Annotated in this window: 24 protein-coding genes; 5 read left to right on the top strand and 19 right to left on the bottom strand. The window is 73.3% G+C overall.

The features are described 5' to 3' along the window. Positions 1-147 precede the first annotated feature (147 nt). The 3 genes from ABTZ54_RS18085 (at position 148) to ABTZ54_RS18075 (ending at position 2021) form a co-directional block, all read left to right on the top strand. Entirely contained in the window at positions 148-723 is a 576-nt protein-coding gene (locus tag ABTZ54_RS18085) for a DUF1697 domain-containing protein (protein ID WP_351664101.1), read from the top strand. 67 nt (positions 724-790) lie between these two features. Continuing rightward, positions 791-1396: a mycothiol-dependent nitroreductase Rv2466c family protein gene (locus ABTZ54_RS18080; protein ID WP_351664099.1), complete on the top strand. Its 606-nt coding sequence runs from the start codon at positions 791-793 to the stop codon at positions 1394-1396. 52 nt (positions 1397-1448) lie between these two features. After that, positions 1449-2021, top strand: coding sequence for a TIGR03086 family metal-binding protein (locus ABTZ54_RS18075; RefSeq protein WP_351664097.1), 573 nt, complete (start codon positions 1449-1451; stop codon positions 2019-2021). Here ABTZ54_RS18075 and ABTZ54_RS18070 read toward each other — a convergent pair. The 14 genes from ABTZ54_RS18070 to ABTZ54_RS18005 form a co-directional block, all read right to left on the bottom strand. After that, entirely contained in the window at positions 2018-2764 is a 747-nt protein-coding gene (locus ABTZ54_RS18070; RefSeq protein WP_351664095.1) for a sirohydrochlorin chelatase, read from the bottom strand. The genes ABTZ54_RS18075 and ABTZ54_RS18070 overlap by 4 nt on opposite strands. A gap of 5 nt (positions 2765-2769) precedes the next feature. Next, a complete protein-coding gene (locus ABTZ54_RS18065; protein ID WP_351664093.1) occupies positions 2770-3669 on the bottom strand; it encodes an ABC transporter permease in 900 nt (299 codons plus the stop codon). Further along, entirely contained in the window at positions 3656-4453 is a 798-nt protein-coding gene (locus ABTZ54_RS18060) for an ABC transporter ATP-binding protein (RefSeq protein WP_351664091.1), read from the bottom strand. The genes ABTZ54_RS18065 and ABTZ54_RS18060 overlap by 14 nt, the downstream gene beginning before the upstream one ends. Before the next feature lie 34 nt (positions 4454-4487). Beyond that, complete coding sequence (locus tag ABTZ54_RS18055; RefSeq protein WP_351664089.1) at positions 4488-5615, bottom strand: aliphatic sulfonate ABC transporter substrate-binding protein; 1128 nt, start codon at positions 5613-5615, stop codon at positions 4488-4490. Positions 5616-5827: 212 nt separating this feature from the next. After that, positions 5828-7177 carry a sulfate adenylyltransferase subunit 1 gene (locus ABTZ54_RS18050; protein WP_351664087.1) on the bottom strand — a complete coding sequence of 450 codons (1350 nt, stop codon included), beginning with the start codon at positions 7175-7177 and terminating at the stop codon, positions 5828-5830. Beyond that, positions 7177-8112 carry a sulfate adenylyltransferase subunit CysD gene (gene cysD / locus ABTZ54_RS18045; protein ID WP_351664085.1) on the bottom strand — a complete coding sequence of 312 codons (936 nt, stop codon included), beginning with the start codon at positions 8110-8112 and terminating at the stop codon, positions 7177-7179. Before cysD ends, ABTZ54_RS18050 begins: the two co-directional genes overlap by 1 nt. Next, entirely contained in the window at positions 8109-8684 is a 576-nt protein-coding gene (cysC, locus tag ABTZ54_RS18040; RefSeq protein WP_351664083.1) for an adenylyl-sulfate kinase, read from the bottom strand. Before cysC ends, cysD begins: the two co-directional genes overlap by 4 nt. Then, positions 8684-9400, bottom strand: coding sequence for a phosphoadenylyl-sulfate reductase (locus ABTZ54_RS18035; protein ID WP_351664081.1), 717 nt, complete (start codon positions 9398-9400; stop codon positions 8684-8686). The genes cysC and ABTZ54_RS18035 overlap by 1 nt, the downstream gene beginning before the upstream one ends. Further along, entirely contained in the window at positions 9397-9576 is a 180-nt protein-coding gene (locus ABTZ54_RS18030; protein WP_351664079.1) for a hypothetical protein, read from the bottom strand. Before ABTZ54_RS18030 ends, ABTZ54_RS18035 begins: the two co-directional genes overlap by 4 nt. Next, positions 9573-11270 (bottom strand): nitrite/sulfite reductase, encoded by a 1698-nt coding sequence (locus tag ABTZ54_RS18025; RefSeq protein ID WP_351664077.1) that lies wholly within the window; start codon positions 11268-11270, stop codon positions 9573-9575. The genes ABTZ54_RS18030 and ABTZ54_RS18025 overlap by 4 nt, the downstream gene beginning before the upstream one ends. Before the next feature lie 126 nt (positions 11271-11396). Then, positions 11397-11480, bottom strand: a complete 84-nt coding sequence (locus ABTZ54_RS18020) for a putative leader peptide (protein WP_351188065.1) — start codon at positions 11478-11480, stop codon at positions 11397-11399. A gap of 168 nt (positions 11481-11648) precedes the next feature. Then, positions 11649-12218 carry a GNAT family N-acetyltransferase gene (locus ABTZ54_RS18015; RefSeq protein WP_351664075.1) on the bottom strand — a complete coding sequence of 190 codons (570 nt, stop codon included), beginning with the start codon at positions 12216-12218 and terminating at the stop codon, positions 11649-11651. A gap of 111 nt (positions 12219-12329) precedes the next feature. After that, positions 12330-13634: a GAF domain-containing protein gene (locus tag ABTZ54_RS18010; protein WP_351664073.1), complete on the bottom strand. Its 1305-nt coding sequence runs from the start codon at positions 13632-13634 to the stop codon at positions 12330-12332. Between the two features lie 377 nt (positions 13635-14011). Then, a complete protein-coding gene (locus tag ABTZ54_RS18005; protein ID WP_351664071.1) occupies positions 14012-15649 on the bottom strand; it encodes an acyl-CoA dehydrogenase family protein in 1638 nt (545 codons plus the stop codon). A gap of 17 nt (positions 15650-15666) precedes the next feature. Here ABTZ54_RS18005 and ABTZ54_RS18000 point away from each other — a divergent pair, with 17 nt between their 5' ends. Continuing rightward, complete coding sequence (locus ABTZ54_RS18000; RefSeq protein WP_351664069.1) at positions 15667-16797, top strand: YihY/virulence factor BrkB family protein; 1131 nt, start codon at positions 15667-15669, stop codon at positions 16795-16797. Here the strand turns inward: ABTZ54_RS18000 and ABTZ54_RS17995 are convergent. Genes ABTZ54_RS17995 through ABTZ54_RS17980 form a run of 4 tightly spaced genes read right to left on the bottom strand, consistent with a single transcriptional unit; the run spans position 16794 to position 23456 of the window. Continuing rightward, the gene (locus tag ABTZ54_RS17995) at positions 16794-20135 is read right to left on the bottom strand and encodes an SAV_2336 N-terminal domain-related protein (protein WP_351664067.1); all 3342 of its coding nucleotides are present in this window, start codon (positions 20133-20135) and stop codon (positions 16794-16796) included. The genes ABTZ54_RS18000 and ABTZ54_RS17995 overlap by 4 nt on opposite strands. After that, on the bottom strand, positions 20125-21147 hold the full coding sequence (locus tag ABTZ54_RS17990) for an AAA family ATPase (protein WP_351664065.1): 1023 nt from the start codon (positions 21145-21147) through the stop codon (positions 20125-20127). The genes ABTZ54_RS17995 and ABTZ54_RS17990 overlap by 11 nt, the downstream gene beginning before the upstream one ends. A 36-nt stretch (positions 21148-21183) precedes the next feature. Then, positions 21184-23001 carry a VMAP-C domain-containing protein gene (locus ABTZ54_RS17985; RefSeq protein ID WP_351664063.1) on the bottom strand — a complete coding sequence of 606 codons (1818 nt, stop codon included), beginning with the start codon at positions 22999-23001 and terminating at the stop codon, positions 21184-21186. Continuing rightward, positions 23001-23456, bottom strand: coding sequence for a CU044_2847 family protein (locus tag ABTZ54_RS17980; RefSeq protein WP_351664061.1), 456 nt, complete (start codon positions 23454-23456; stop codon positions 23001-23003). The genes ABTZ54_RS17985 and ABTZ54_RS17980 overlap by 1 nt, the downstream gene beginning before the upstream one ends. Positions 23457-23574: 118 nt before the next feature. Here ABTZ54_RS17980 and ABTZ54_RS17975 point away from each other — a divergent pair, with 118 nt between their 5' ends. Beyond that, on the top strand, positions 23575-24306 hold the full coding sequence (locus ABTZ54_RS17975; protein WP_351664059.1) for a helix-turn-helix domain-containing protein: 732 nt from the start codon (positions 23575-23577) through the stop codon (positions 24304-24306). Here ABTZ54_RS17975 and ABTZ54_RS17970 read toward each other — a convergent pair. Beyond that, entirely contained in the window at positions 24276-24695 is a 420-nt protein-coding gene (locus ABTZ54_RS17970) for a VOC family protein (RefSeq protein ID WP_351664057.1), read from the bottom strand. The two genes, ABTZ54_RS17975 and ABTZ54_RS17970, sit on opposite strands and share 31 nt — an antisense overlap. Positions 24696-24721: the final 26 nt, after the last annotated feature.

The following is a 24721-nucleotide window of genomic DNA, read 5'->3' as shown; positions in this document are numbered from 1 at the left end:
GTCACAGCTGCGCGGAGCCCTTGATTCGGCCCCTCCCATCGGCCAGGGTTTCGGCGAGCTACCGGAGAGTCCGCTTCCGGTGGCCCCACGGCCGGCGGCCGTCGCGCCCTCCCCCACGGGGCACGGCGGCCGTCCTAGGGTGTGGACATGACGACGACCTACGCGGCCCTGCTCCGTGGCATCAACGTGAGCGGACGCAACAGAGTCCCCATGGCGGAGCTCCGTTCCGTCCTCGAAGGACTCGGCCACCGCGAGGTGCGGACCTATCTCCAGAGCGGCAACGCCGTCTTCACCACCGACCGCGAGAACGCCGAGGGCGCCGAGGGTGCCGAGGACGAGCTCGCCGCCGCTCTCGAAGCCGCGATCGAGCGGCACTTCGGCTTCCGCGTGCCCTGCCTCGTCCGCGACCACGCGTACCTCGCCGCCGTCGCCGGGGCCTGCCCCTTCCCCGCCGTCGAACTGGAGGGCAAGCAGCTCCACGCCCTCTACTTCTCCGGGCCCGTCACGGCGGACCGTTTCGCCGGGATCGACCAGGAGGCCTTCCTGCCCGAGGCGTTCGCCCTCGGCGACCGGGTGCTCTACCTCTACGCCCCCGGCGGCCTCGGCACCTCGAAACTGGGGGAGGCCGTCTCCCGGCCCTCCCTCCACAAGGACCACACTGTCACCGCCCGCAACTGGAACACCGTCGCCAAGCTGGTGGAGCTGACCGCGCCCGGCGCGTGATTGGCCCAGTCCCGTGCAGCGCGAATGGCCCGGGCCCTCGGGCCATCCGCTGACTAGGGTTGCTCCCATGACGACCACCGTGGACTTCTACTTCGACCCCGCCTGCCCCTTCGCCTGGATCACCTCCCGCTGGATCCTCGAAGTCGAGCGGCACCGCGACCTCGACCTGCGCTTCCGCGTGATGAGCCTCTACTTCCACAACGAGGGCAACGAACTGCCCGACTGGTACCGCACCCTCGTGGACGCCTCCATCGGCCCCGTCCGGGTCGCCGCCGCCGCTGCCGAACAGCACGGCGAGGAGATCCTGCGCCCGCTCTACACCGCGTACGGCACCCGCATCCACGAGCGGAAGAACAAGGACTTCGACGCCGTGATCGCCGAGTCCCTCGCGGAGCTCGGCCTGCCCGCCGCGCTCGCCGAGGCCGCCCACGACCCCGCGTACGACGAGGCCGTCCGCCGCAGCCACGACGCCGGCAAGGACCCCGAGGCCGAGGCCTACGTGGGCACCCCCACCCTGCACGTCGACGGCACCGCCTGGTTCGGCCCCGTGCTGCGGGCCATCCCGCGCGGCGAGCGGGCCGCCGAGCTCTTCGACAGCTACCGCGTGCTCACCGGTCACCCCGACCTCTTCGAGATCAAGCGCACCCGCACCGGCGGACTCGACTTCGCCTGACTGTCGCGAAAGTTCAAGACCGGGCCCGGCGGCCCTCCGTAGCGTCGACGGCATGAACGAGATCCACGCACACCTCACCGCCTGCGCCGCCGAAGCCGCCCGCGTCACGCGCGGGATCACCCCGGGGCAGCTCGCCGCGCCGTCCGTCTGCGCCGACTGGACGGTCCGCGAACTCGCCAACCACCTCGTCCTCTACAGCGCGCACGGCCTCGAACACCGCGCCCTGCGCACCCCGTTGCCCGAGGAGACCGTCCAGCGCGACTTCACCGCCGACGCCGACTGGCCCGAGCGGTACGCCGCCCAGCTCGACCGGGCGCTTGCCGCCTGGGCGAAGCCGGAGGCGTGGGAGGGCGAGGTGGACCTCGGCGGCAGCTCCGTCGCCGCCCCCGAGATCGCCTCGATGCTCGTCAAGGAACTCGCCCTGCACGGCTGGGACCTGGCCACCTCCACGGGCCGGCCCTTCGGGATCCCCGAGGACACCGCCGTCTTCCTGCTCGACGTCGTCGAGCGCTACGCCGAGGTCTTCCGCCAGTACGACGGCTTCGCCGAGCCGGTCACCGTCCCCGCCGACGCGGACGCCTTCACCCGAGCCCTCGCGCTGAGCGGGCGTACGCCGAAGGCCTAGCCGACGGCCGTCAGCCGGTCGGCCGCGGCGCCCACCGCCGCCCCGTACCGCTCCAGGAGCAGCCGGGCCAGTTCCGGGGCGGGGCCCAGGACGTCCGCGAGGACGTCCGCCTCGGCCGCGCCCGCCGCGATGCGGTCCGGGAGGCGGCCCGGCGCGATCACGTACGGGGCCACGGCCACCCGGCGCACGCCGGGCTCCGCGCGGAGCGCGCGTACCGCCTCGTCCGTGCGCGGGAGGGATGCGGAGGCGAACGCGGGCCGCACGGAGCACCAACCGGTGCGCCGCAGCTCCCGCGCCGTTTCTGCGATCACCGCGATCGCCTCCGGGTCACTGGAGCCCGCCGAGGCCAGGACGACCCCGGTCGAGCCCTTGTCGCCGGGCGCGAGCCCGGCCTCGTACAGCCGCCGTTCGACCGCCGCGAGCAGCAGCGGCGAGGGGCCGAGGACCTCCGCCTGCCGGACCCGCAGGCCCGCCGGGGCCTGCCGCAGTACGGCGGGGATGTCGGCCTTCGCGTGGAAGGCGCGGGTCAGCAGCAGTGGCAGCGCCACCACCTCCCGCACCCCGTCGGCGGCGAGCCGGTCGAGCACCCCCGGTACCGAGGGCAGGTTGAAGTCCAGGAACGCCGTCTCCACCCGCAGCCCCGGCCGCAGCGCACCGGCCCGGCGCACCAGCGCGTGGACGGTCGCCGCGTGCCGCGGGTCGCGGCTGCCGTGGGCGATGACGAGGAGGGTCGGGGCGTTCATGGTGCTCAGGCCTTCACCAGCAGGCCGCGGCGGCGCAGGACGGCACGCTCCACCGGGCTGAAGATCAGCAGGTCGATGGCGACACCGACGAGCAGGATGAGGAAGATCGCCAGGAAGATCCCCGGCATGTCGAAGTTGTTGCGCCCGTTCTCCAGGAGCTGGCCGAGGCCGAGGCCCAGGTCGGGCGAGGAGGCGATGATCTCCGCCGCCATGAGTGACCGCCAGGAGAACGCCCAGCCCTGCTTGAGGCCCGCGAGGTAGCCGGGCAGCGCGGCCGGCATCACGATGTGCCAGGCGCCCTTGAGTCCGGTCGCGCCGAGCGTGCGCCCGGCGCGCAGGAACAGCGGCGGCACCTGGTCCACGCCGGCCACCAGGCCGTTGGCGATGGACGGGACCGCGCCGAGCAGGATCACCGCGAACATCATGCTGTCGTTGAGGCCCAGCCACAGCACCGCGGGCGCCACCCAGGCGACCGAGGGCAGCGACTGGAGTCCGGACAGGATCGGGCCGATCGCCGTGCGTACCACGCCGACCCGGGCGACCAGCAGGCCCAGCGGCGTGCCGATCGCGAGGGCGAGCAGGAAGCCCAGCAGGGCCCGGGAGACGCTGGTCCACAGGACTTCGAGGAGGGTGCCCTCCAGCCACATCGTGGACAGGCTGTCCCAGACGGCGCCGGGGGAGGGCAGCTTGCCCTCGTCGGCGACCTTCGCGGACACCAGGATCTGCCACACCACCAGGACCAGCACGATGGCGAGGACCGGCGGCAGGACCTTCTTCAGGAGGACCTCGCGCACCGGGGCCCGGCGCAGCTGCACGCTGTCGAGCGCGTCCAGGCCGGCCTCCAGACCGGCGAGGTCGTCGGTCTTGGCCCGGGCGGCGGGCGGCGTCGTGTCAGTGCTGGCCATGGCGGCGGATCTCCCCACGCAGTTCTTCGGTGATCTCGACGGACAGCTCCGCCACGGCGGCGTCCTCGATGCGGCGCGGCTGCGGAATGTCGATGGTCCACTCGCGGGCGATCCGGCCCGGCCGGGAGGACAGCAGGACGACGCGCTCGGCCAGCCGCACGGCCTCGCGCACGTTGTGCGTGACGAAGAGGACCGAGAGCCGGGTCTCGCGCCAGATCCGGGTGAGCTCGTCGTGCAGGACGTCCCGGGTGATCGCGTCGAGCGCGGCGAACGGCTCGTCCATCAGGAGCAGGTCGCTGGCCTGGGCGAGCGCCCGGGCCAGCGCGACGCGCTGGCGCATGCCGCCGGACAGCTCGTGGACGCGCTTGCCGTACGAGCCGCCGAGCCGCACCAGGTCGAGCAGCCGCTCGGCCTCCGGGCGGCGCTCGGCCTTCGGGAGCCCGCGCAGCTTCAGCGCGAGCTCGATGTTCTTGCCCGCGGTGAGCCACGGGAACAGGGCGTGCTCCTGGAACATCAGGGCCGGCCGGCCGCCGGGGGTCTCGATGGACCCCGCGGACGGCCGGTCGAGCCCGGCGACCAGGTTGAGCAGCGTGGACTTGCCGCAGCCCGAGGCGCCCAGGAGGGTGACGAACTCGCCCGGGGCGACATCGAGCGAGATGTCGTCGAGGACGAGCTGTCCGCCGGCGGGACCGCCGAAGGACTTCGAGACGTGCTCGATGCGCGCGGCGTGACCCACCGCGCCGACGCGGTCCTCGGCCTTGGCGAGCGTCGTGGTCGTGGCCATGGTCGTCACCTCCTGGGAGAAAGCTGCGGCTGGGTTACTTCGCGCCGAGACCGGCGTCGGAGACCTCGGGCTTGCCCGCGGCCTTCAGGACCTTGTTGAGCGGCTTCAGGTCGTAGATGCCGTTCAGGTCGGGCTGCTTGAGGAGACCGGCCTTGACGGCGTGGTCGGCCTGCGCCTGAAGGGTGGCCGCCAGCGGGTCGTCGATGAACTGGATCGACGGCCAGGCGCTGTCGATCACCTTCGCGCCGAGCGGCTTGCCCGACAGCTCCTTCAGCTTGGCGTTGGCCGAGGCCTTCGCCTTGTCCTGGTTGGCGTTGATCCACTCGTTGGTCTTCACCGAACCGCGCAGCACCGCCTCCACCACGTCGGGGTGCGCCTTCAGGAACTTCTGCGACACGATGATGTTGGTGATGACGAACTTCTTGTCCGGCCACAGGTCGGACTCGTCGAGCAGCACCTTCGCGCCCTCGCTGACCAGCTTGGACGCGGTCGGCTCCGGCACCCAGGCGCCGTCGATGGAGCCGGACTTGTAGGCGTCCGGGGTGATCTTGTTGTCCGTGCGGACCACCGAGACGTCGCCCTTGCCGCTCTGGGCGTCGACGTTCCAGCCCTTCTCCGAGATCCAGTTGAGGAAGGCCACGTCCTGGGTGTTGCCCAGCTGCGGGGTGGCGATCCGCTTGCCCTTGACCTCGTCAAGCGACTTGATCTTCGCCGGGTTGACGACCAGCTTCACGCCACCGGCGGCCGAGCCGCCGACGATGCGCAGGTTGGTGCCCTTCGACTTCGTGAAGCCGTTGATGGACGGCGAGGGGCCGATGAAGCCGATGTCGATCGAGTCGGCGTTGAGCGCCTCGATCTCGGAGGGGCCGGCGTTGAAGGTCGACACCTTCAACTGGGTGCCGCCCAGCTCCTTCTGGAAGATGCCCTCCTGGTCGCCGACCAGCGCGGTGGCGTGCGTCAGGTTGGGGAAGTACCCGAGCCGTACGGTGTCGGCGGAGAGCTTCGCGCCCTCGGCGGCCACCTTCTTCTCGTTGTTCGCGGAGTTCTTGCTGTTCTTGGCCTCGGAGCCATAGCCGCAGGAGGCGAGCGCCCCGATGAGCAGGGGCAGGGCGGCAGCGGCGGCCAGGCCGCGGCGCAGGGTGGTACGGGTGGTGGCAGGCACGGGAGGTGTTCCCCTCGGATCAGCTTCTGCGAAGTCTGCGTCTATGTCGATGTCGTACGGGGTGGAGCGGGTCGAGCATCGAAGCGCCGCGACAGCGGCGCGCGGAGGTCAGCACGCACATCGCGCGACACCTCCCCGGCCCGCGCCGAGCGCACCGGAACCCACCCGGCCGCCCTCCTTCGCGAAGGTGGCCCAGAAGTCCTGAATCATCGTCAGAAGTCCCATCCTTCTTCGGTGTCCGCAGCCTCGGCGGCGGCCACGGGCTTGGCCGAGGCGAACGACTCGCCCGCCATGCCGGCCGCGAGCGTCGTGCCGTCCGCGGGGTCGATCAGCAGGAACGAACCCGTACGGCGGGAGTCGGCGTACGCGTCGAGCGCGAGCGGCTCGGCGGTACGGACCCTGACCCGGCCGATGTCGTTGGCGACCAGCTGCCCGGGCTCCGGGTGCTGGGAGAGGTCGTCCAGGGTGAGCCGGGACGGGATCTCCTTCACGATCGCCTTGACCGTGCGGGTGGTGTGCTTGAGCAGGACGCGCTGCCCGACCGACAGCGGGGTGTCCGCCACGTGGCAGACGGTCGCCTCGACGTCCTGGCTGGTGGCCGGGGCGTCCCCGGCCGGGGCGAGCAGGTCGCCGCGCGAGATGTCGATGTCGTCGGCGAGCCGGATCGTCACCGACTGCGGCGCCCAGGCGATGTCCACGGACTCGCCCAGCGCGTCGATCCCGGTGATCGTCGTGGTCTTCCCGGAGGGCAGTACGGTGATCTGCTCGCCGACCCGGAAGGCACCGGCCGCGATCTGGCCCGCGTACCCCCGGTAGTCGGGGTGCTCGGCCGTCTGCGGGCGGATCACGTACTGCACCGGAAAGCGCGCGTGACAGGCCGTCAGGTCGTGGCTGACCGGGACGGTCTCCAGGTGCTCCAGGACCGTCGGACCGCCGTACCAGTCCATGTTCGCCGACGGCTCCACCACGTTGTCACCGGCCAGCGCCGAGATCGGGATCGCGGTGATCTCCGGGACGCCCAGCTCGGAGGCGTACGTCGTGAACTCCTCGGCGATGGACGCGAAGACGGACTCCCGGTACTCGACCAGGTCCATCTTGTTCACCGCGAGCACCACGTGCGGCACCCGCAGCAGCGCCGCGACCGCCGCGTGCCGGCGGGTCTGCTCCACGACCCCGTTGCGGGCGTCGACCAGGACCACGGCCAGCTCGGCCGTCGAGGCGCCCGTCACCATGTTCCGGGTGTACTGCACATGCCCGGGGGTGTCGGCCAGGATGAACCGGCGCCGGGGCGTCGCGAAGTAGCGGTACGCCACGTCGATCGTGATGCCCTGCTCCCGCTCGGCCCGCAGACCGTCGGTCAGCAGCGCCAGGTCCGGCGCCTCCTGACCACGCGAACGCGAGGCGTGCTCCACGGCCTCCAGCTGGTCGGTGAGGACCGACTTGGAGTCGTGCAGGAGCCGGCCCACCAGCGTGGACTTGCCGTCGTCGACGGAGCCGGCGGTGGCGAAGCGCAGCAGGGTGGTCGCCGAGACGTCGGCGAACTGCTCGGTGGACGTGCTCATTAGAAGTACCCCTCGCGCTTGCGGTCTTCCATCGCGGCCTCGGACATCTTGTCGTCGGCGCGGGTCGCGCCCCGCTCGGTGAGCCGGGAGGCGGCGATCTCGGCGATCACGGCGTCCAGCGTCGTGGCGTCGGAGTCCACCGCGCCCGTGCAGGACATGTCGCCGACGGTGCGGTAGCGGATCAGCCGCGTCTCGACCGTCTCGGTGTCCTTCGGGCCGCCCCACTCGCCCGCGGTCAGCCACATGCCGTTGCGGGCGAAGACCTCCCGCTCGTGCGCGAAGTAGATCTCCGGCAGCTCGATGCCCTCGCGGGCGATGTACTGCCACACGTCCAGCTCGGTCCAGTTGGACAGCGGGAAGACCCGGACGTGCTCACCCGGCGCGTGCCGCCCGTTGTACAGCTGCCACAGCTCGGGGCGCTGCCGGCGCGGGTCCCACTGGGAGAACTCGTCGCGCAGGCTGAACACCCGCTCCTTGGCGCGCGCCTTCTCCTCGTCGCGCCGCCCGCCGCCGAACACCGCGTCGAAGCGGTGCTGCTGGATCGCCTCCGTCAGCGGCACGGTCTGGAGCGGGTTGCGGGTGCCGTCGGGGCGCTCGCGCAGCTTGCCCGCGTCGATGTACTCCTGCACGGAGGCCACGTGCAGCCGCAGCCCGTGCTGGGCCACGACCCGGTCGCGGTACTCGATGACCTCGGGGAAGTTGTGCCCCGTGTCGACGTGCAGCAGCGTGAAGGGCACCGGCGCCGGGGCGAAGGCCTTCAGCGCCAGGTGCAGCATGACGATCGAGTCCTTGCCGCCGGAGAACAGGATCACCGGCCGCTCGAACTCGCCCGCCACCTCACGGAAGATGTGGACGGCCTCCGACTCCAGGGAGTCGAGGTGCGACAGCGCGAACGGGCTGTCGGTCGCCTCGTGGACATGAGCGACAGTGGTCACAGCAGACCCCTCTCGGTGAGCAGCGCGTGAAGCTGCGCCGCGGACTCCTGCACGGTCTGGGTGTGGGACTCGATCCGCAGATCCGGGTTCCGCGGCTCGTCGTACGGGTCGTCGACGCCGGTCAGCCCGGAGAGCTCACCCGCGGCCTGCTTGGCGTACAGCCCCTTCACGTCCCGCACCGAGCACACCTCCACCGGAGTGGCGACATGCACCTCGACGTACGGGGTGTCCTGGGCGGCGTGGCGCTTGCGGACCGCCTCGCGGCTGTCCTCGTACGGCGCGATGACCGGGACCAGGACCGTGACGCCGTTCGAGGCGAGCAGCTCCGCGACGAAGCCGATGCGCTGCACGTTGGTGTGCCGGTCCTCGCGGCTGAAGCCGAGGCCCGCGGAGAGGAACTCGCGGATCTCGTCGCCGTCGAGGACCTCGACGCGCTGCCCCTCGGCGCGCAGCCGGCCGGCCAGCTCGTACGCGATGGTCGTCTTGCCGGCGCTCGGCAGGCCGGTGAGCCAGACGGTGGCACCGGTCACGTGGTTCTCCTGGGAGGTCTCGGTGTGGGGGGTGGTGGTCATCAGGCGTGCAGTCCGCACTCGGTCTTGGCCCGCCCGGCCCAGCGGCCGGCCCGCGCGTCCTCGCCGTCCTCGACCCTGCGGGTGCAGGGGGCGCAGCCGACGGAGGCGTAACCGTCCATCAGGAGCGGGTTGGTGAGCACGCCGTGCTCCAGGACGTACGCGTCGACGTCGTCCTGGGTCCAGCGGGCGATGGGGGAGACCTTGACCTTGCCCCGCTTCTCGTCCCAGCCGACGACCGGGGTGTTCGCCCGGGTCGGGGACTCGTCGCGGCGCAGGCCGGTGGCCCACGCGGCGTACGCGGTCAGGCCCTCCTCCAGCGGCTTCACCTTGCGCAGCGCGCAGCACAGGTCGGGGTCGCGCTCGTGCAGCTTCGCCCCGTACTCGGCGTCCTGCTCCTCGACCGTCTGACGCGGGGTCAGGGTGATGACGTTGACGTCCATGACGGCGTCGACCGCGTCACGGGTGCCTATGGTCTCGGGGAAGTGGTAGCCGGTGTCGAGGAAGACCACGTCCACACCGGGCAGGGCGCGCGAGGCGAGGTGGGCGACGACCGCGTCCTCCATGGAGGAGGTGACGCAGAAGCGCTCGCCGAAGGTGCCCGCGGCCCACTGGAGGATCTCCAGCGCGGAGGCGTCCTCCAGCTCGCGGCCGGCCTGCTCGGCGAGGGCCTTGAGCTCGTCCGCCGTGGTGTCCCGCGTAATCCGAGTGCCCGTCATATCTGTTCCCTCCCAGGGGTGTTGCCCGAAGTCTCCGGGGCGAGGAGCCCCAGGAACTTCAGCTGGAAGGCTCGACTGCAGGCCCGGCATTCCCACGCGCCGTGACCGGTCTCGTGCGGACGCAGGTCCTCGTCCCCGCAGTAGGGGCAGTGGAAGGGGGCGGCTCGCTCGCTCACGACAGCTCCTCCTCCGACGCGCGCGCCGCCCAGGTGGCGAAGCGCTCGCCGTCCTCGCGCTTCTCCTGGAAGCGCGTGAGGACCCGCTCGACGTAGTCGGGCAGCTCGGCCGAGGTGACCTTGAGGCCGCGGACCTTGCGGCCGAAGCCCGCCTCCAGACCGAGCGCGCCGCCCAGGTGCACCTGGTAGCCCTCGACCCGGTTGCCGTCGTCGTCCAGGACCAGCTGGCCCTTGAGACCGATGTCGGCGACCTGGATACGGGCGCAGGCGTTCGGGCAGCCGTTGATGTTGATGGTGATCGGCTCGTCGAACTCCGGGATGCGGCGCTCCAGTTCGTCGATGAGCGAGGCGCCGCGCGCCTTGGTCTCGACGATGGCCAGCTTGCAGAACTCGATGCCGGTGCAGGCCATCGTGCCGCGCCGGAACGGCGAGGGGGTGACCCGCAGGTCCAGGGACTCCAGGGCGGAGACGATCGAGTCGACCTGCGCCTCCTCGATGTCCAGGACGATCATCTTCTGCTCGGCGGTGGTACGGACCCGGCCCGAGCCGTGCGCCTCGGCGATCTCGGCGATCTTGGTCAGGGTGGTGCCGTCGACCCGGCCGACGCGCGGGGCGAAGCCCACGTAGAAGCGCCCGTCCTGCTGCCGGTGCACGCCCACGTGGTCGCGCCACTGACCGGCCGGCTGCGCGGGCGCGGGCCCGTCGGTCAGCTTGCGCTTGAGGTACTCGTCCTCCAGGACCTGGCGGAACTTCTCCGGGCCCCAGTCGGCGACGAGGAACTTCAGGCGGGCGCGGGTGCGCAGCCGGCGGTAGCCGTAGTCGCGGAAGATCGAGATGACGCCCTCGTAGATGTCGGGCACCTCGTCGAGCGAGACCCAGGTGCCGAGCCGGACGCCCAGCTTGGGGTTGGTGGAGAGGCCGCCGCCGACCCAGACGTCGAAGCCGGGGCCGTGCTCCGGGTGCTCCACGCCGACGAAGGCGATGTCGTTGATCTCGTGCGCCACGTCGAGCAGCGGCGAGCCGGAGACCGCGGACTTGAACTTGCGGGGCAGGTTGGAGAAGTCGGGGTTGCCGACGATGCGGCGGTAGATCTCCTCGATGGCGGGGGTGCCGTCGATGATCTCGTTCTCGGCGATGCCGGCGACCGGCGAGCCGAGGATGACGCGCGGGGTGTCGCCGCAGGCCTCGGTGGTGGACAGGCCGACCGCCTCCAGGCGGTTCCAGATCTCCGGGACGTCCTCGATCCGGATCCAGTGGTACTGGACGTTCTGCCGGTCGGTGAGGTCGGCGGTGCCGCGCGCGAACTCCTGCGAGATCTCGCCGATCACCCGCAGCTGCTCGGTGGTCAGCCGGCCGCCGTCGATGCGGACGCGCAGCATGAAGAACTCGGCGTCCAGCTCCTCCGGCTCCAGGACACCGGTCTTGGTGCCGTCCAGACCCTCGCGGCGCTGGGTGTAGAGACCCCACCAGCGCATCCGGCCGCGCAGGTCGTTGGGGTCGATCGAGTCGAATCCGCGCTTGGAGTAGATCGTCTCAATACGTGTCCGTACATTGAGACCGTCGTCGTCCTTCTTGAACTGCTCATTGCCGTTCAGCGGGGTGAAGTGCCCCGCGGCCCACTGACCCTCGCCGCGGTGGCGCCCGGTCTTGCGGCGAGCGGCTGCGGGAGTGGGGTTTTCCGGGGTGGCGGCCATGGCGATATGTCCTTCGGGACTGCGGGAGGGCGGCTCTGACCTGCACACTCGCGCTCAGGATGGAGGGCGGCGCGACAGTGCGCAGAGAAAGGGACTGCAGGAAGATGCGCGGCGGTGCTGGTTCGATCAGCGCGCCGAACAGATGGCGCTGGACATGCGGCCGAGGTCGACGTGCCGCCGACTCACCAAGGCAATTCCAGTTCCAGACATGACGGAAGCGTGTCACGGGACTTTGGACCCAGTCCAGCATTATCCAGAATGTGGACATAGGTGTCTCGCTGTGCGAGATGGTGTGGTCTGGGTCACGCGAAAGGGGCCCAGTTCAGGGCCCCTTCGGTGGGTGTTCTTCGGGTGCTTCGGTTGGCCGAAGCCGACGAATCAGGCGTTCGCGCCCGGCCACGGCCCCGGGTTGGCCGGTTCCTCGATCTCCTCGACCTTGGTGTCGAACAGCCGGAAGCCCCGGCGCTCGTAGTTGGCCATCGCGTGCGGACCGTCCAGCGAGCAGGTGTGCAGCCAGACCCGCTTGGTCGGCTCGCGGTCCGGCCAGCGCTCGGCCAGGTCCCAGGCGCGCTCCACCCCGTACGAGAGGAGACGGCCGCCGATCCGCCGGCCCCGGAAGGCGGGGATCAGGCCGAAGTAGACGATCTCCACGACCCCGTCGTCCTGCGGGTCGAGCTCGACGTAGCCGGCCGGTGTCCCGTTCTCGTACGCCACCCAGATCTCGGCGCCCGGCTTCTCCACGATCTCCCGCCACTGCGGGTAGGTCAGCGACAGCCGGTCGGTCCAGCGGATGTCCCCGCCGACCGCGGTGTAGAGGAAGCGGCTGAACTCCGCCGAGGGCACCCCGGCCCGCTCGATCCGCAGCTCGACGCCCTCGGGCGGGGCGACCGGGTTCAGATCGGACGGCGAGGTCTGTTCCAGCGACCAGGTGGTGAGAGTGATGCTCATGGGCTTATCGCATCACGCGGAGCGTGGGATTCCTACAGGTGACGGGGGCGGACCTGGTGTCCTCGGACACATTGTCCGACATGCGGACGGACGGTGGACGCCGCTCTCCCCTTACTGCGACCCCAAGGCCGCGCGGGCGGCCAGCACCGCGGGGGCCGTCGACCGGGGCAGCAGGTCCGCCGGGTGGTCAGGGCGGCGCAGCTCCACCTCGACCTCCTCGCTGAAGCGGTACGGGCGGTGCGCCAGGACCCCCGCCAGGTTCCGCCGCACCCGCGACATCTCCGCCCGTACCGTCACCGTCCGCGTCCGGTCCCCGAACACGTCCTCCGCCAGCTCCGCCGCCGTCCGGCCCTCCGGGTGCAGCGCCAGCACGTACAGCAGCTCGGCGTGGCGCGGGCTCAGCTCCTGCGACCAGCTGCCCGCCGCGCCCGCCACCGACACCGTGCGGCGGCGCGGCCCGCTCAGGTCCAGCACCACCCGGCTCGCCGCCCCCGAAGCGGCGTCGGCGGGCCGCGCCTCCTCCTCGGCCCGCAGCAGCCAGCCGCCCGGCAACGGCTCCACCGCGCACATTCCCAGCGACGGCAGCCACACCCGGCCCGCCCGGAACGACTTGGGCAGCGCGAGCCGGTCCACCGGCGCCATCCCGGTCACCGCCGCCGTCCAGCCGTGCGTGTCGACCGCGATGGCCCGGCCGCCCACCCGGCACAGGATCGGCGCCGCCACCGAACGCAGCCGCTCGATCGACCGCAGATGGCGCTGGCGCATCTCCGCCTCCGCGAGCTGCGCCACCGAACCGACCAGCGCCAGCGTCGCCGGATGGAAGCTGGACGCCGGGCCGCTCACGTCCACGATGCCGAGCAGCCGCTGGTCGCGCGGGTCGTGCACGGGCGCGGCGGCGCAGGTCCAGTTGTGCAGGGTGTGGACGTAGTGCTCGGCCGAGTGGACCTGCACGGCCCGGTCCATCGCGAGCGCCGTGCCCACCGCGTTCGTCCCGGTCGACTGCTCGCTCCAGGCCGCGCCCTCCTCCAGACAGATCCCGTTCGCCTGCCGCAGCACCCCCAGGTTGCCCTCGCGCCACAGCACCCGGCCCTGCTCGTCCGTGACGACCATGATCTGGAGCGAGGCGTCGGCGATCCCCGCGAGACCCGCGCTCAGCGTCCGCATCACCTCGCCGAGCACCGTCGCCCGGCGCCGCTGCTCCAGCTCCTCGCGCTCCAGGAGCACACTGCTCGTGGTCTGGTCCGGGTCCAGGCCGATCCGGAACATGCGCTGCCAGGACGCGTCGATGACCGGGCGCGGCGCCACCGGCGGCGTCCGTCCCGCCAGGGTCGCCTCGCGCACCGTGTGCAGCAGCCGGCTCGCCTTTCCGGCGTCCATCGCGGCGAGCCGGTTCAGGTCCAGCTTCGTGTTGTTCATCGGTCCCTCCCAGCTCCCCCGCGGTGCTGACTCCGTGCTGTGTCTGTGCTGTGTCTGTGTCTGTGGCTGTGCTGTATCGGTTCTGCGCCCGGGTCGTGTCCGGCCAGGACCGCTGCCGCCCATCGTGCCGCTCCACAGAGCGACGCGCGGGGTGCTTGGGGTAATCCTGCAACCCCTTGCAACTCTGGCGACCCCCGCCCCCGTCGACGAGTCTGGAGCCGAAGCGGGGGGTGGTGCCGTGTCGGCGCAGCACCACCCTCGGCTTTTCCGCGCGTGCCGACCTCCCCGGAGCGCCCGCCGACCGGCGGACGCACCCTCGGGTCCACCCCTGGGCACGCGCGGACATCACTCCCAGGACGGGCCGACCGCACGCGAGTTCAGGCCACCGGACGGGCCCGCTCCACCACCGCGGCCAGATCCAGCGTGTGCGGCAGCGTCCCGAACGACGCCCCCCAGTCCCCGCCCAGCCGCGAGGCGCAGAACGCGTCCGCCACCTCCGGCGGCGCCCACCGCACGAGCAGCGCCCCCTGGAGCACCCGCGCCATCCGCTCCACAAGGCGCCGGGCCCGCGCCTCGATGCCCTCCAGGTCCGCCAGTTCGGCCAGCATGTCCCGGATCGCCCGGTCCAACCGGTGATCCGCGCCCCGCGCCCGCCCCACCTCCACGAGGAAGGCGTTCAGCGCCGCCGGCTCCCGCCGCAGCACCCGCAGCACATCGAGCGCCTGTACGTTCCCGGCGCCCTCCCAGACCGAGTTCAGCGGCGACTCCCGCAGCAGCCTCGGCAGCCCCGACTCCTCCACGTACCCGTTCCCGCCCAGGCACTCCAGCGCCTCCGCCACCACCGGCACACACCGCTTCGTCACCCAGTACTTCGCCACCGGCACCGCGATCCGCAGCAGCGCCCGGTCCGCCTCGCCCCCCTCGTCGTACGCCGCCGCGAGCCGCAGCCCGAGCACCGTCGCCGCCTCCGACTCAAGCGCCAGATCGGCCAGTACGTTGCGCATCAGCGGCTTGTCGACGAGCAGCCCGCCGAACGCGCTGCGATACGAGGCGTGGTGCACCGCCTGCGCGACCGCCTGCCGCATCAGCGCCGCCGAGCCGAGCACGCAGTCCAGCCGGGTCGCCGCCACCATCCCGATGATCGTGTGGACCCCGCGCCCCTCCTCGCCGACCCGGCGCGCCCAGGTCGAGCCGTCGAACTCCACCTCGGCGGAGGCGTTCGACCGGTTGCCCAGCTTGTCCTTGAGCCGCTGGATCGCGAACGCGTTGCGTGTGCCGTCCGGCAGTACGCGCGGCACCAGGAAGCACGTCAGCCCGCCGGGCGCCTGCGCGAGCACCAGGAAACCGTCCGACATCGGCGCCGAACAGAACCACTTGTGCCCCGTCAGGACGTACGCCCCGTCCTCGGCCAGCGGCTCCGCCCGGGTCGTGTTCGCCCGGACGTCGCTGCCGCCCTGCTTCTCCGTCATCCCCATCCCGAGCAGCACCCCGCTCTTCTCCAGGGGAGGCCGCAGCCCCGGCTCGTACACCCGCGAGGCGATCAGCGGCTCCCACGCCGCCGCGAGCTCCGGATCCGCCCGCAGCGCCGGCACCGCCGCGTGGGTCATCGACAGCGGACAGCCGTGCCCCGCCTCCACCTGAGAGGCCAGCAGAAAGCCCGCCGCGCGCCGCACATGCCCGCCCGGACGGTCCCAGGCGTCCGTCAGACCCGCCGCCACCCCACGGCCGAGCAGCCGGTGCCAGGCCGGATGGAACTCCACCTCGTCGATCCGGTTGCCGTACCGGTCATGGGTCTTCAACCGGGGCGCACACGCGTTCGCCAGGGTCCCCCACTCCAGTGCCTGTGCCGAGCCCGCCGCGAGGCCGGACGCCACGAGTTCCGCGCGCGCCTCGGCGTACACCTCCGGTGGCAGATGCCGTTCCACGGCCTCCGCCAGGGCCCGGTCGGCCGAGAAGACGTCATAGCCGACCAGGGGCGGAGCCTGGTTGGTCACGGTGTGGGTGCCTGCGGTCATGCCGATACGGTAAGGAGGTGCAGGCAGCAAACGAAACACCCGAAAGGCCCGAGCGGCGGCCCTGGAGCAAGCTCCACCGCGCTCGCGTCCTCTACCGCAACGTGTCGAAGCGGAAGATGGTCTGGCTGCTCCTCAAGGACACCGTGAACTCGTGCATCGAGTACCGCATCCTCGGGCTCGCCGCCGAAGCCGCCTTCTTCACCCTGCTGTCCCTGCCGCCGCTGCTGCTCGGCCTGATCGCGCTCCTCGGCTACGCCGACGAGTGGACCAACACCAACACCGTCGCCAGCATCGAGGAGAACATCCTCCACGCGGCCGGAACGGTTCTCTCCGACCGGGGCGTCAACGAGTTCGCCCGCCCCCTCCTGGAGGGCGTCACCCAGGGCAAACGGCCCGAGCTGATCTCCCTCGGCTTCGCCATCGCCCTCTGGTCGGGCTCCCGCGCCGTCAACGTCTTCATCGACACCATCACCGTCATGTACGGCCTCGACGGCCACCGCGGCATCGTCAAGACCCGGCTGCTGTCCTTCCTCCTCTACATCGTCGCCCTGCTGATCGGCGCCGTCGTCCTGCCGCTCGCCGTCGTCGGACCCGACCGGATCGTCGAATGGGTCCCCGGGGGCACGGAGGTCGTCTCCGTCCTGTACTGGCCGACCGTCGTCCTGCTCTCCATCGCCTTCCTGACAACCCTGTACCACGTGTCCGTCCCCGTCCGCTCGCCGTGGATCGAGGACATCCCCGGCGCCCTCGTCGCCCTCGGCATGTGGTTCCTCGGCAGCTTCCTGCTCCGCATCTACCTGACCAGTCAGGTCGAGGGCCCCACCATCTACGGCTCCCTCGCCGCCCCCATCGCCGTCCTCCTCTGGATCGGCATCTCCGCCTTCGCCGTCCTCGTGGGCGCCGCCGTCAACGCCGCCATCGACCGCGTCTGGCCCTCGGTGGCCACCGCCGCCGCCCGCGAGGCCAACGAACGCGCCCGCGCCGTCCAGGCCGCCGACCTCGTCGCCCGGCTGCGCGCGGAGGCGGACGAGGTGGACGAGGACGACCCGGACATGCCGTCGGAGTTCCCCGAACGCTGGTCGAAGTTCCTGCCGCCGGACGATGTGAAGGCGCGGCTGCACGCGGGGTGGGACAAGGAGGCGCCTTAGGGCGACTCGCCGGGCCAGCGGGGTGGGAACCGGCGGGACAGATAGCTCTGGGGGCGGTCGGGAGGCGGGGTCTCGGGCGGGAGAGCCTGGGGCGCGACCACATCGAGCCACTGCCAGGCCTCCAGACCCGGCAGGGGCCGCGCGAGGGCCCGGAGGCGGTCCGGGAGAGCGTCGTGCAGCCACCGCGGAAAGCCGAGCATCAGCCGTAGCCCCTGGACGCTCGTTTCCCCGGCCTGCCGAGCCAGCGCCACGGCCACCTCGGCGAGGTCGGACTCCGGGGCCGCACTCTCGGACACGACGAGCCGCAGGGTGACCGATGGCTGGCGCTCCGACGGGAGCCAGACAGGGGGGACGGCCGCCGTGGCCATGCGGACCGCCACCTCGGGCGGGAACTCCGTGGTGACGGTCCGTCTCGCGGAGCCGATGCCGGCCAGCCCCAGGGCCTGCAGTATCGGACCGAACTCCTCCGCCACGGCGGCCTCGTCGTCCGGGCCGGAGAGCACGGCCATGAGCCGTGCACCTCGCGGAGCCTTCTCCTCCTCGGTCTTGCCCCCCATCGGGTTCATCAGCCAGTCCATCCGGATCACCTCGTTCCCCCAGCGCGCCTGAAGGTTCAGCAGTTCGCGCCGCTGCTCCTCCGCCCACGGCCCGGGGAGGCCCGCCAAGGGCTCCGAGCGCCACAGGGCGAGCGCCGCCCGGTACAGCAGACCGCTCGTCGCGTAGTCGCGGCTCCGCCCGGCCTCGGACGCGCGCGTCGCGAGCCGCTCTGCGGTGGCCAGGTCGAAGCGCACGTCGGACAGGTCGATACGCGCCGACATCGCCTGGGTCAGGACGGGGTGGCCGTCGGCCTTCAGCTGCTCCAGATGGGCCAGCACACCGGCGACGTGCCCCTGCTCGCCCGCGCTCCCTTCGTAAGGCAGGCTCTCCACATCGACGAACTCCCCCCGGGCCAGCAGCAGCGCCGCCAGCACGAGCCCGTCCCGCTCGGACAGCGGGTCGAACCAGGCCTTCACCGGGCCGAGGATCCGGTAGTTCGGGCGGGGTACGGCACCCCACGGGCGCGGTCCGAGGGCGCGGGCCATCCCCGCCAGCCGGCGCAGCGCGTCGTGGCGGTGCGCGTGATGGTCGGACAGCAGGCCGAGGATGCCCTGGTCGAGGTTGAGCGGCACGTCCGGCCGCACCTGGCGCGGGGACGGCAGGTCGTCGCCGTCGTCCGGCGGGGTCCGGCCCGTGGCCATCTCGTACAGCAGCCGCCCCAGGTCGTGCAGGTCGTCCTCGGGGCGCTGCTGTGGCACCAGGGCGGGCTCGCCCAGGAGGGGTTTGTCCTGCGTGTCCATCAGGACGCGGTCCGCCCGGACGGCGCCGTGCACGAACCCGGCGTCGTGCAGCGCGAGAAGCGCGGAGGCGAGCTCCCCCGAGCTGTTCAGCGCGCGGAACGCCGGGAGACCCTCGGGCGAGCCCCGCAGCTCGTCGCGCAACGTCCTGCCGCCGAGTCCCTGGAGCACGACGGCGCACCGGTCGTCGTCGAGCGCGAAGCCGTCCAGGACGCGGACGAGATGGGGGTGGCCGGCGTCGCGCAGGGCGTCCACGCGGGCCGTGAAGTTCGGCGGCGCGGGGAAGGGGTGGACGCGGATCAGGACCTCGCGGTCCTCTTGGTGGTCGTGGGCCGACCACAGTTCCTCGCGCGCCGGTAGGGAGTCGACCCCCTCCAAGAGCTCGTACCGCCCGGCCAGCCGCACCGCGTCCGGCCGCAGGACAGGCCGCCGTTCCGGCCCCCGCAGCAGCCGTACGCTCTCCTCGCTCACCAGCGCGAACGGGCGCCCCACCGCACGGTCCCGGCCCCGCCCCTCCAGGCTCGCCACCAGGGCGCGGAACTCGCCGGGCACGGCGCCCGCGCGGGCGTCGATCTCGGCGCTGACGCGGGCCAGGAGTTCGGCCGTGCGGACCAGGGACGTGCGGGGGAGGGCGCCGAGGAGGACCTCGCGGACGCCGGGGCGGAACTCGTACGCGCCGGGGTCCGCGCCCGGGTCGGCGCGGAGCATCCCGCTGAGCACCACCTCCGCCAGGTGCTGCGGCTCCGGGCACGCCTCCACCGCCGCCTGGACCAGCCGCATCACCGGCAGCCGCGCCGAGCCCACCGCCAGATGCGCGGCGAGCCGGAAGGCCTGCGGCGAGGCCAGGGCCCGGAAGCGCAGGACCAGTTCCTCGGGGCCGGTGTCCGCGGGGACGAGCGCGTCGTCCGGGGCCACCGGCCCGCCGGGCGTCACGAAGGCCGCCGCGCCCGGCACCTCCGTACCGCCGGGGGAGGCGACCAGGGCCGCCCAGTGGCCCAGCCACACGTCGGTCGGCTCCAGGACGGGCAGCGGGACGCCCGCCCGGCCCGGGGCGGCGTCGTACGGGGTGAACTCCAGCGCCGTGTTGGGGACGCCCCCGGCGGGCGAGGCGAACCGGCCCGGCACGGCGGGCGCCGCCGTGTGCCGCCACAGGCGCTCCGGCAGCGGCTGGAGCAGCGCGACCGGCGCCTCCCCGGCGAGCGCCGCGAGCGTACGGCGCCAGCGCAGCCCCGCCGGTCCCTCGTGCCACTGCGGCCCCATCGCGTCGCTGACCACGAGCACCGCCGTACGGCCCCGCTCCCGGTGCCGCCGGGGCAGCCGCCCGTCCTCGCCGAGCCGCAGCGTGTCGAGCGTGCGGAACGCCCCCGTCTGCGCGAGGACCGTGTGCAGTTCGCGGGCCAGCGGGCGCCACATCGTCATCGTCGGGCCCGTGTCGACGACGATCCGCAGGTGGAGCCACCTCTCCTGCCGGGGCCGCAGCACCGGCAGCCACAGCCGCGGGCCCGCGCCCAGCGCGGCGATCCGGTCGGCCGTCGCGGCCTCGTCCAGCTCCCGCCCCACCGGGCTCGGCACCGTGCGCCGCAACGGGCGTAAGGAGCGCTGGAGGGCGAGCGGGCGCGCCAGCATCGGCGGCGCGGGCGCGAGCAGCGGAGTGTGCCCGGGCGCGGCGGGCTCCGGCCGGGGCGCGACGGGCGGCGCGGGGCCGGGATCGGGCGCGGCGGGGGTGTGCAGCGGGACCCGGGGCGGCGGGGCGGGCGCGGGGGGCAGCGCCGGGGGCAGGGCGGCGGGCGCGGACATCGTGTCCCAGACGGAGGGAAGGTGCGTGAGATCGAACTCCCGGCGCAGCTCCCGCGCCCCCTCCTCGCCCGGCCCCGGCGCCCCCATGCGCCGCGCCAGCCACAGCAGTTCCGCCAGCTCCCGACCGGTCGGCGGCTCCTGCCCGGCCGCCCCCAGGATCCCCGCGAGGGCGGTCAGCGCCTCCCCGGCCGTCCGGTCAGACGTCATCGACGTCCCACGACTCCGCCGCCCGCCCCAGATACGGCATCAGCGCCTTCGCCAGTTCCTCGCGCGACCCGGCGTCCAGGCCGGCCGTCCGGGTCAGATAGATCGCGTTGAGCAACTGGTCCGTGGCGAGCTCGCCCGCGCTGCCCCGGCGCAGGAAGGTGTCGACCAGCGCGTGGTCCCGCTCGTCGAGCTCGCCCAGATGCGCCCGCACGATGTCCTCCAGCTGCCGACGCGGCGGCTGGTGCAGTTCGAGCCGCACACAGCGGCGCAGGAACGCCGGCGGGAACTCCCGCTCCCCGTTGCTGGTGAGCACGACGAACGGGAAGGCCCGGCACCGCACCTCCCCGTGCCGCACCGGCACCCGCTCCTCCGAGTCCGCCACCATCACCTCCGCCACCGGGTGCGCCCGCGCCGCCCGCACCAGCTCGGGGATCTCGTACTGACCCTCCTCCAGGACGTGCAGCAGGTCGTTGGGGAGGTCCAGATCGCTCTTGTCGATCTCGTCGATCAGCAGCACCCGGGGCCGCTCGTACGGCAGCAGGGCGGTGCCCAGCGGGCCGAGCCGCAGATGGTCCTCGATCGCCGCCTCCCCGGGCAGCGGCTCACTGGCGACCGCCCGCCCGGCCGCGTACAGCCGCGACAGCGGGTCGTAACGGTAGAGGCCGTCGGCCAGCGCCGTGCGGCTGGTCACGTTCCAGCGCAGCACCCGGCCGAGCCGCAGCTCGCGCGCCACCGCGTACGCCAGACTGGACTTGCCGCTCCCCGGCGGGCCCGTCACAAGCAGCGGACGCCGCAGGTGCAGCGCCGCGTTGACCAACTGCACCGTCTCCGGCGTCGGCTGGTACGTCCGGGCCCGGTGCACCCGGCCCGGCGCGCCGCCCGCCGCGTCCTCCTCCCGGGCCGCCGGCAGCGCGGGCCCGCCGTCGAACGCGCGCCACGGCGGCGGGGCGGGCAGCGCGTCGACGCCGTCGTGCGGCGCGCTCGATCCGGTGTAGACGGGCCAGAGGGTCATGCCTGCTGCTCCAAGCGGTGGGTACGGGGAGGATGTTCAGCCGACGGGCGAGTGACGCAGGGGACGGACCTCGGGAAACCGGCGCGGGTCCTCCCACACCAGGGACAGCTGCGCCGCCCAGTGCGGCTCGGGCCCCTCGTGCAGGAAGGCCTCCTTGCGCAACCGGAAGACGACGTCCGGGAGTTCGGCCGGAGGCAGCCGGGAGATCCGCTCCGCGATCCGGTCCAGGAAGCCCGAGCCCGAGCAGGCCCCCGCGCACGGCCCGCCCGGCGGGCAGCCGTTGCGCGGCCACAGCACGATCGGCGCGGGCGCGTCCAGGGCCGCGCCGTACAGACTGCGCTCCCGGGACGCCGTCGGCGGGCGGGCGAAACCCACCGCGCCGCGCACGTCCTGGAGGAGCACCGACAACTGCGCCGCGCCCTGCGGGGTGGCGCACGCGACCCGGTGCAGCGGCGAGCCGTCCTGCAGGTCCAGCTCCTCCCACACCCGCTTGAGCGCGAACTGCTGCCGGCCCTTGGACCGCCGGTCGTGGTCGAGCACCACCACCGGCGAACTACAGCCAAGCGGCGGCTCCTTGCCGCGCCTTCGGGTCCACTGGTCGACGTCCTTGTTGAGCCAGGACCGGGGCAGCGCGAACGCGATCAGCGGACGCCCGTCGACGATCTCCTCGTACGCCTCGTCGATCCGGTCGAGGACCCAGCCGCGCAACCGGGCGGCGGTGAGCCGCCGTTGGCTCACGAGCAGCCGGTCCCCGCCCCGGTAGACGGACACCTCGGCGATCACGGTGCCGCCGTCGGCCCCGCTGCGCCGCACCTCGACGAGGATCGGCGCCCACGGGGGCGGGTCATCGGGCGCGGGTGCGGCGGGACGGGTGCGGGCGCGGTCGTGCGGGGCGAACGGCGCCGCCTCGTGCCGGGGTTCGTCGTCGTGCGGGAGCGCGTGCCGGGCCCCCTGGTGCCGCTCCCGGTGCTCCCGCGCCCACGCCCGGAACGCGCGCCGCAGCTCCTCGTCGTCCATCAGGTCGGCCACGCGCAGGGCGAGTTCGGCGAGCGGCACCCGGCCGCGCCCCGGGGTGGTCTCGGTGACCAGGTGCCACACGCCCTGCCACAGGTCCCGGGGCGGGGCGGGCGGCAGCGCGGGCCCCAGCGGGCCGGTCGCCGCCGCGAGCAGCCGCTCGACCGGGACGGGCAGCGGCCCGGCCCGCTCCACCAGTTCGAGCAGCCCGCGCTTCTCCTCGGGGGAGCAGCCCGGCGTCGGCACGAGCGCGGCGAGGGCGGGGACGTACCGGGCCAGGATCCGGGCGGGGATGATCCGCGCGTTGCGCACCACCGGGTCGTACGAGGCGACCATCCCGACCACGGCCCCGTCGGCGGCGCGCATGGCCGCGGCCCCGCTGAAGCCGTGCGAGGGCTCCTGGCCGTAGCCCTTCCAGTACTCCGCCTGCTGCCACTCGTCGTGGATCAGCTGCCCGGCCGAGGTCGTCCGCAGCTCCGTCTGGGCGCCCTCCCGCGCGTACCCCTCGGGGAAGCCGTACGCCACGAGACGCGGCGGCTCCCGGTCCTCGCCGACGCCCTCGGGTCCCGCGAACGCGATCGGCGGGACGGACACCGGCCGGTCCAGGGTGAGCAGCGCGACATCGCCGGGGTCGGTACGGCCGCCGGCCCAGGGGCCGCGCCGGGCGACCCGGGCCGGCACCTCGCCGAGGCCCGGCGCGCCGGGGAACCAGACCGTGGCGTCGGTGAGGTCCTCGACGACATGGGCGCAGGTCAGCACGGTGTCGGCGGCGACGAGGAACCCGGAGCCCAGCACCAGACCCGCGCCGTCGACCCGCACATGCCAGGCGGGGGAGCCCATCAGCGCGGGCCCGCGACGACTCCGGCACCCGCCTCGGTGGCATCAGCGGCATCTGCGGTACCAGCGGCGGCCGGGGCCTCGTTCGCGGGCGCGCCCGCCGTTCCGTTCGCCCCCGCGCCCTCGGGGACCGTGACCGTGGTCTCCGGGCCCGCGCCGTCCGGTGTCCAGGACAGCTTCACCGTCAGATGGCCCTCGACCGCCGTCTTCGCGATGACCGCGCCCGCCTCGGCCGTCAGCTTCACCCCGAACTCCAGCTCCACGGCGTCCGGCCGGAGCGATCCGCCCCGGAAGACGGCGAGCGCGGACTCGGCGGCCGAGCGGATCCCCACGAGCGCCTCGTCGAGCGTCTGGCCCGCCCGGACCAGCGAGTTGCCGCCTCGGGAGACCGGCCGGGCACCCGGCTGATCGCCGTCCGCCTCGACCAGGACCGCGCCGTTCCCCGTACCGAACTCCATGAGTGTGCCCACAACTACCCCCGCGACCCGAACAGTTGGTTCAGGCACCATTCTGTCGGACGGTCCCGCCCGTGTCAGCGGATCGGCGGCAGGGCCGGGCCCGGCCTACCCTGGAGGGGTGTACGAGGAACGCCCCGCCCGGCTCGCCGGAGCGGTCGTCTGGACCCGCGCGACCGTGCCCGCCGACCCGACGGGCCAGTCAGGTCCGTCGGGCCGCCGCGTCCGCCCGGTCCTGCCGGACGGCTGCATGGACCTGATCTGGGCCGACGGCCGGCTCCTGGTCGCGGGCCCGGACACCCGCGCGTACCTCCCGGAGAGCCCCGCCGCGCACTACGCGGGCGTACGGTTCGCCCCCGGCGAGGCGCCGGGCGTGCTCGGCGTCGAGGCGAGCGCCCTGCGCGATCTGCGGGTCGACCTCGCCGACCTGTGGGGCGCCCGCGAGGCCCGCAGGCTCGCCGACGGCGTGACCGGGGCCGCCGACCGCGCCGCCGCCCTGGAGGGCCTGGTGCTGCGCAGGGCCGCCGGGGCGCCGGACCCCGACCCCCTGCTGCGGGCGGTCGTCGCCCGGCTGCGGGCGGGCGACGGCGTCGGGGCGGCCGCCGACGCGGTCGGGCTCGGCGCCCGGCAGCTGCACCGGCGCTCCCTCGCCGCCTTCGGCTACGGGCCGAAGACGCTGGCCAGGATCCTGCGGCTCCAGCGCGCGCTCGCGCTCGTGCGCGCGGGGGTGCCGTACGCGGCGGCGGCGTACCGCGCGGGCTGCACCGACCAGGCCCATCTGGCCCGTGAGATGCGGGCCCTGACGGGGACGACCCTGACGGACTACACGGCGTCGGCGTCGGCGTCGGCGTAGAGCGACACCGCCGCCCCGTCCGGATCGAGCACCACCGCGTACCGCTGGCCCCACACGGCGTCCCAGGGCTTCAGATGCCCGCGGTGTCCGGCGGCCGTCAGGGTCTCGTACACCGCGTCGACCTGCTCCGGGTCCGCGCACCGGAAGGCGAGCGCGACCCGGTCGCCGCCGGAGGGGCGGGTCCAGGACGGGTCGTAGGAGCGGACGGTCTCCTCCGTGTCCCACAGCACCCGCGCCCCGCCCGGCAGGGCGAGCTCCACGTGCGGGGCGTGCTCGGCGCCGGGCGGCAGATCCAGGCCGAGCAGCCGGTAGAAGGCGAGGGAGGCGCCCATGTCGGAGGTGACGAGGCCGATGACGTCGAGGCGCGGGGCGGGTCGGTTCGTGTCCATGGCACCGAACGTAGACGGCCCCGGGC

The sequence above is a fragment of the Streptomyces sp. NPDC094032 genome (genome assembly GCF_040303965.1).
In the GTDB taxonomy this organism is placed as follows: Bacteria; Actinomycetota; Actinomycetes; order Streptomycetales; family Streptomycetaceae; genus Streptomyces.
Note: the sequence above shows the minus strand (reverse complement) of the source record. Positions and strands in the feature narration are given on the sequence as shown.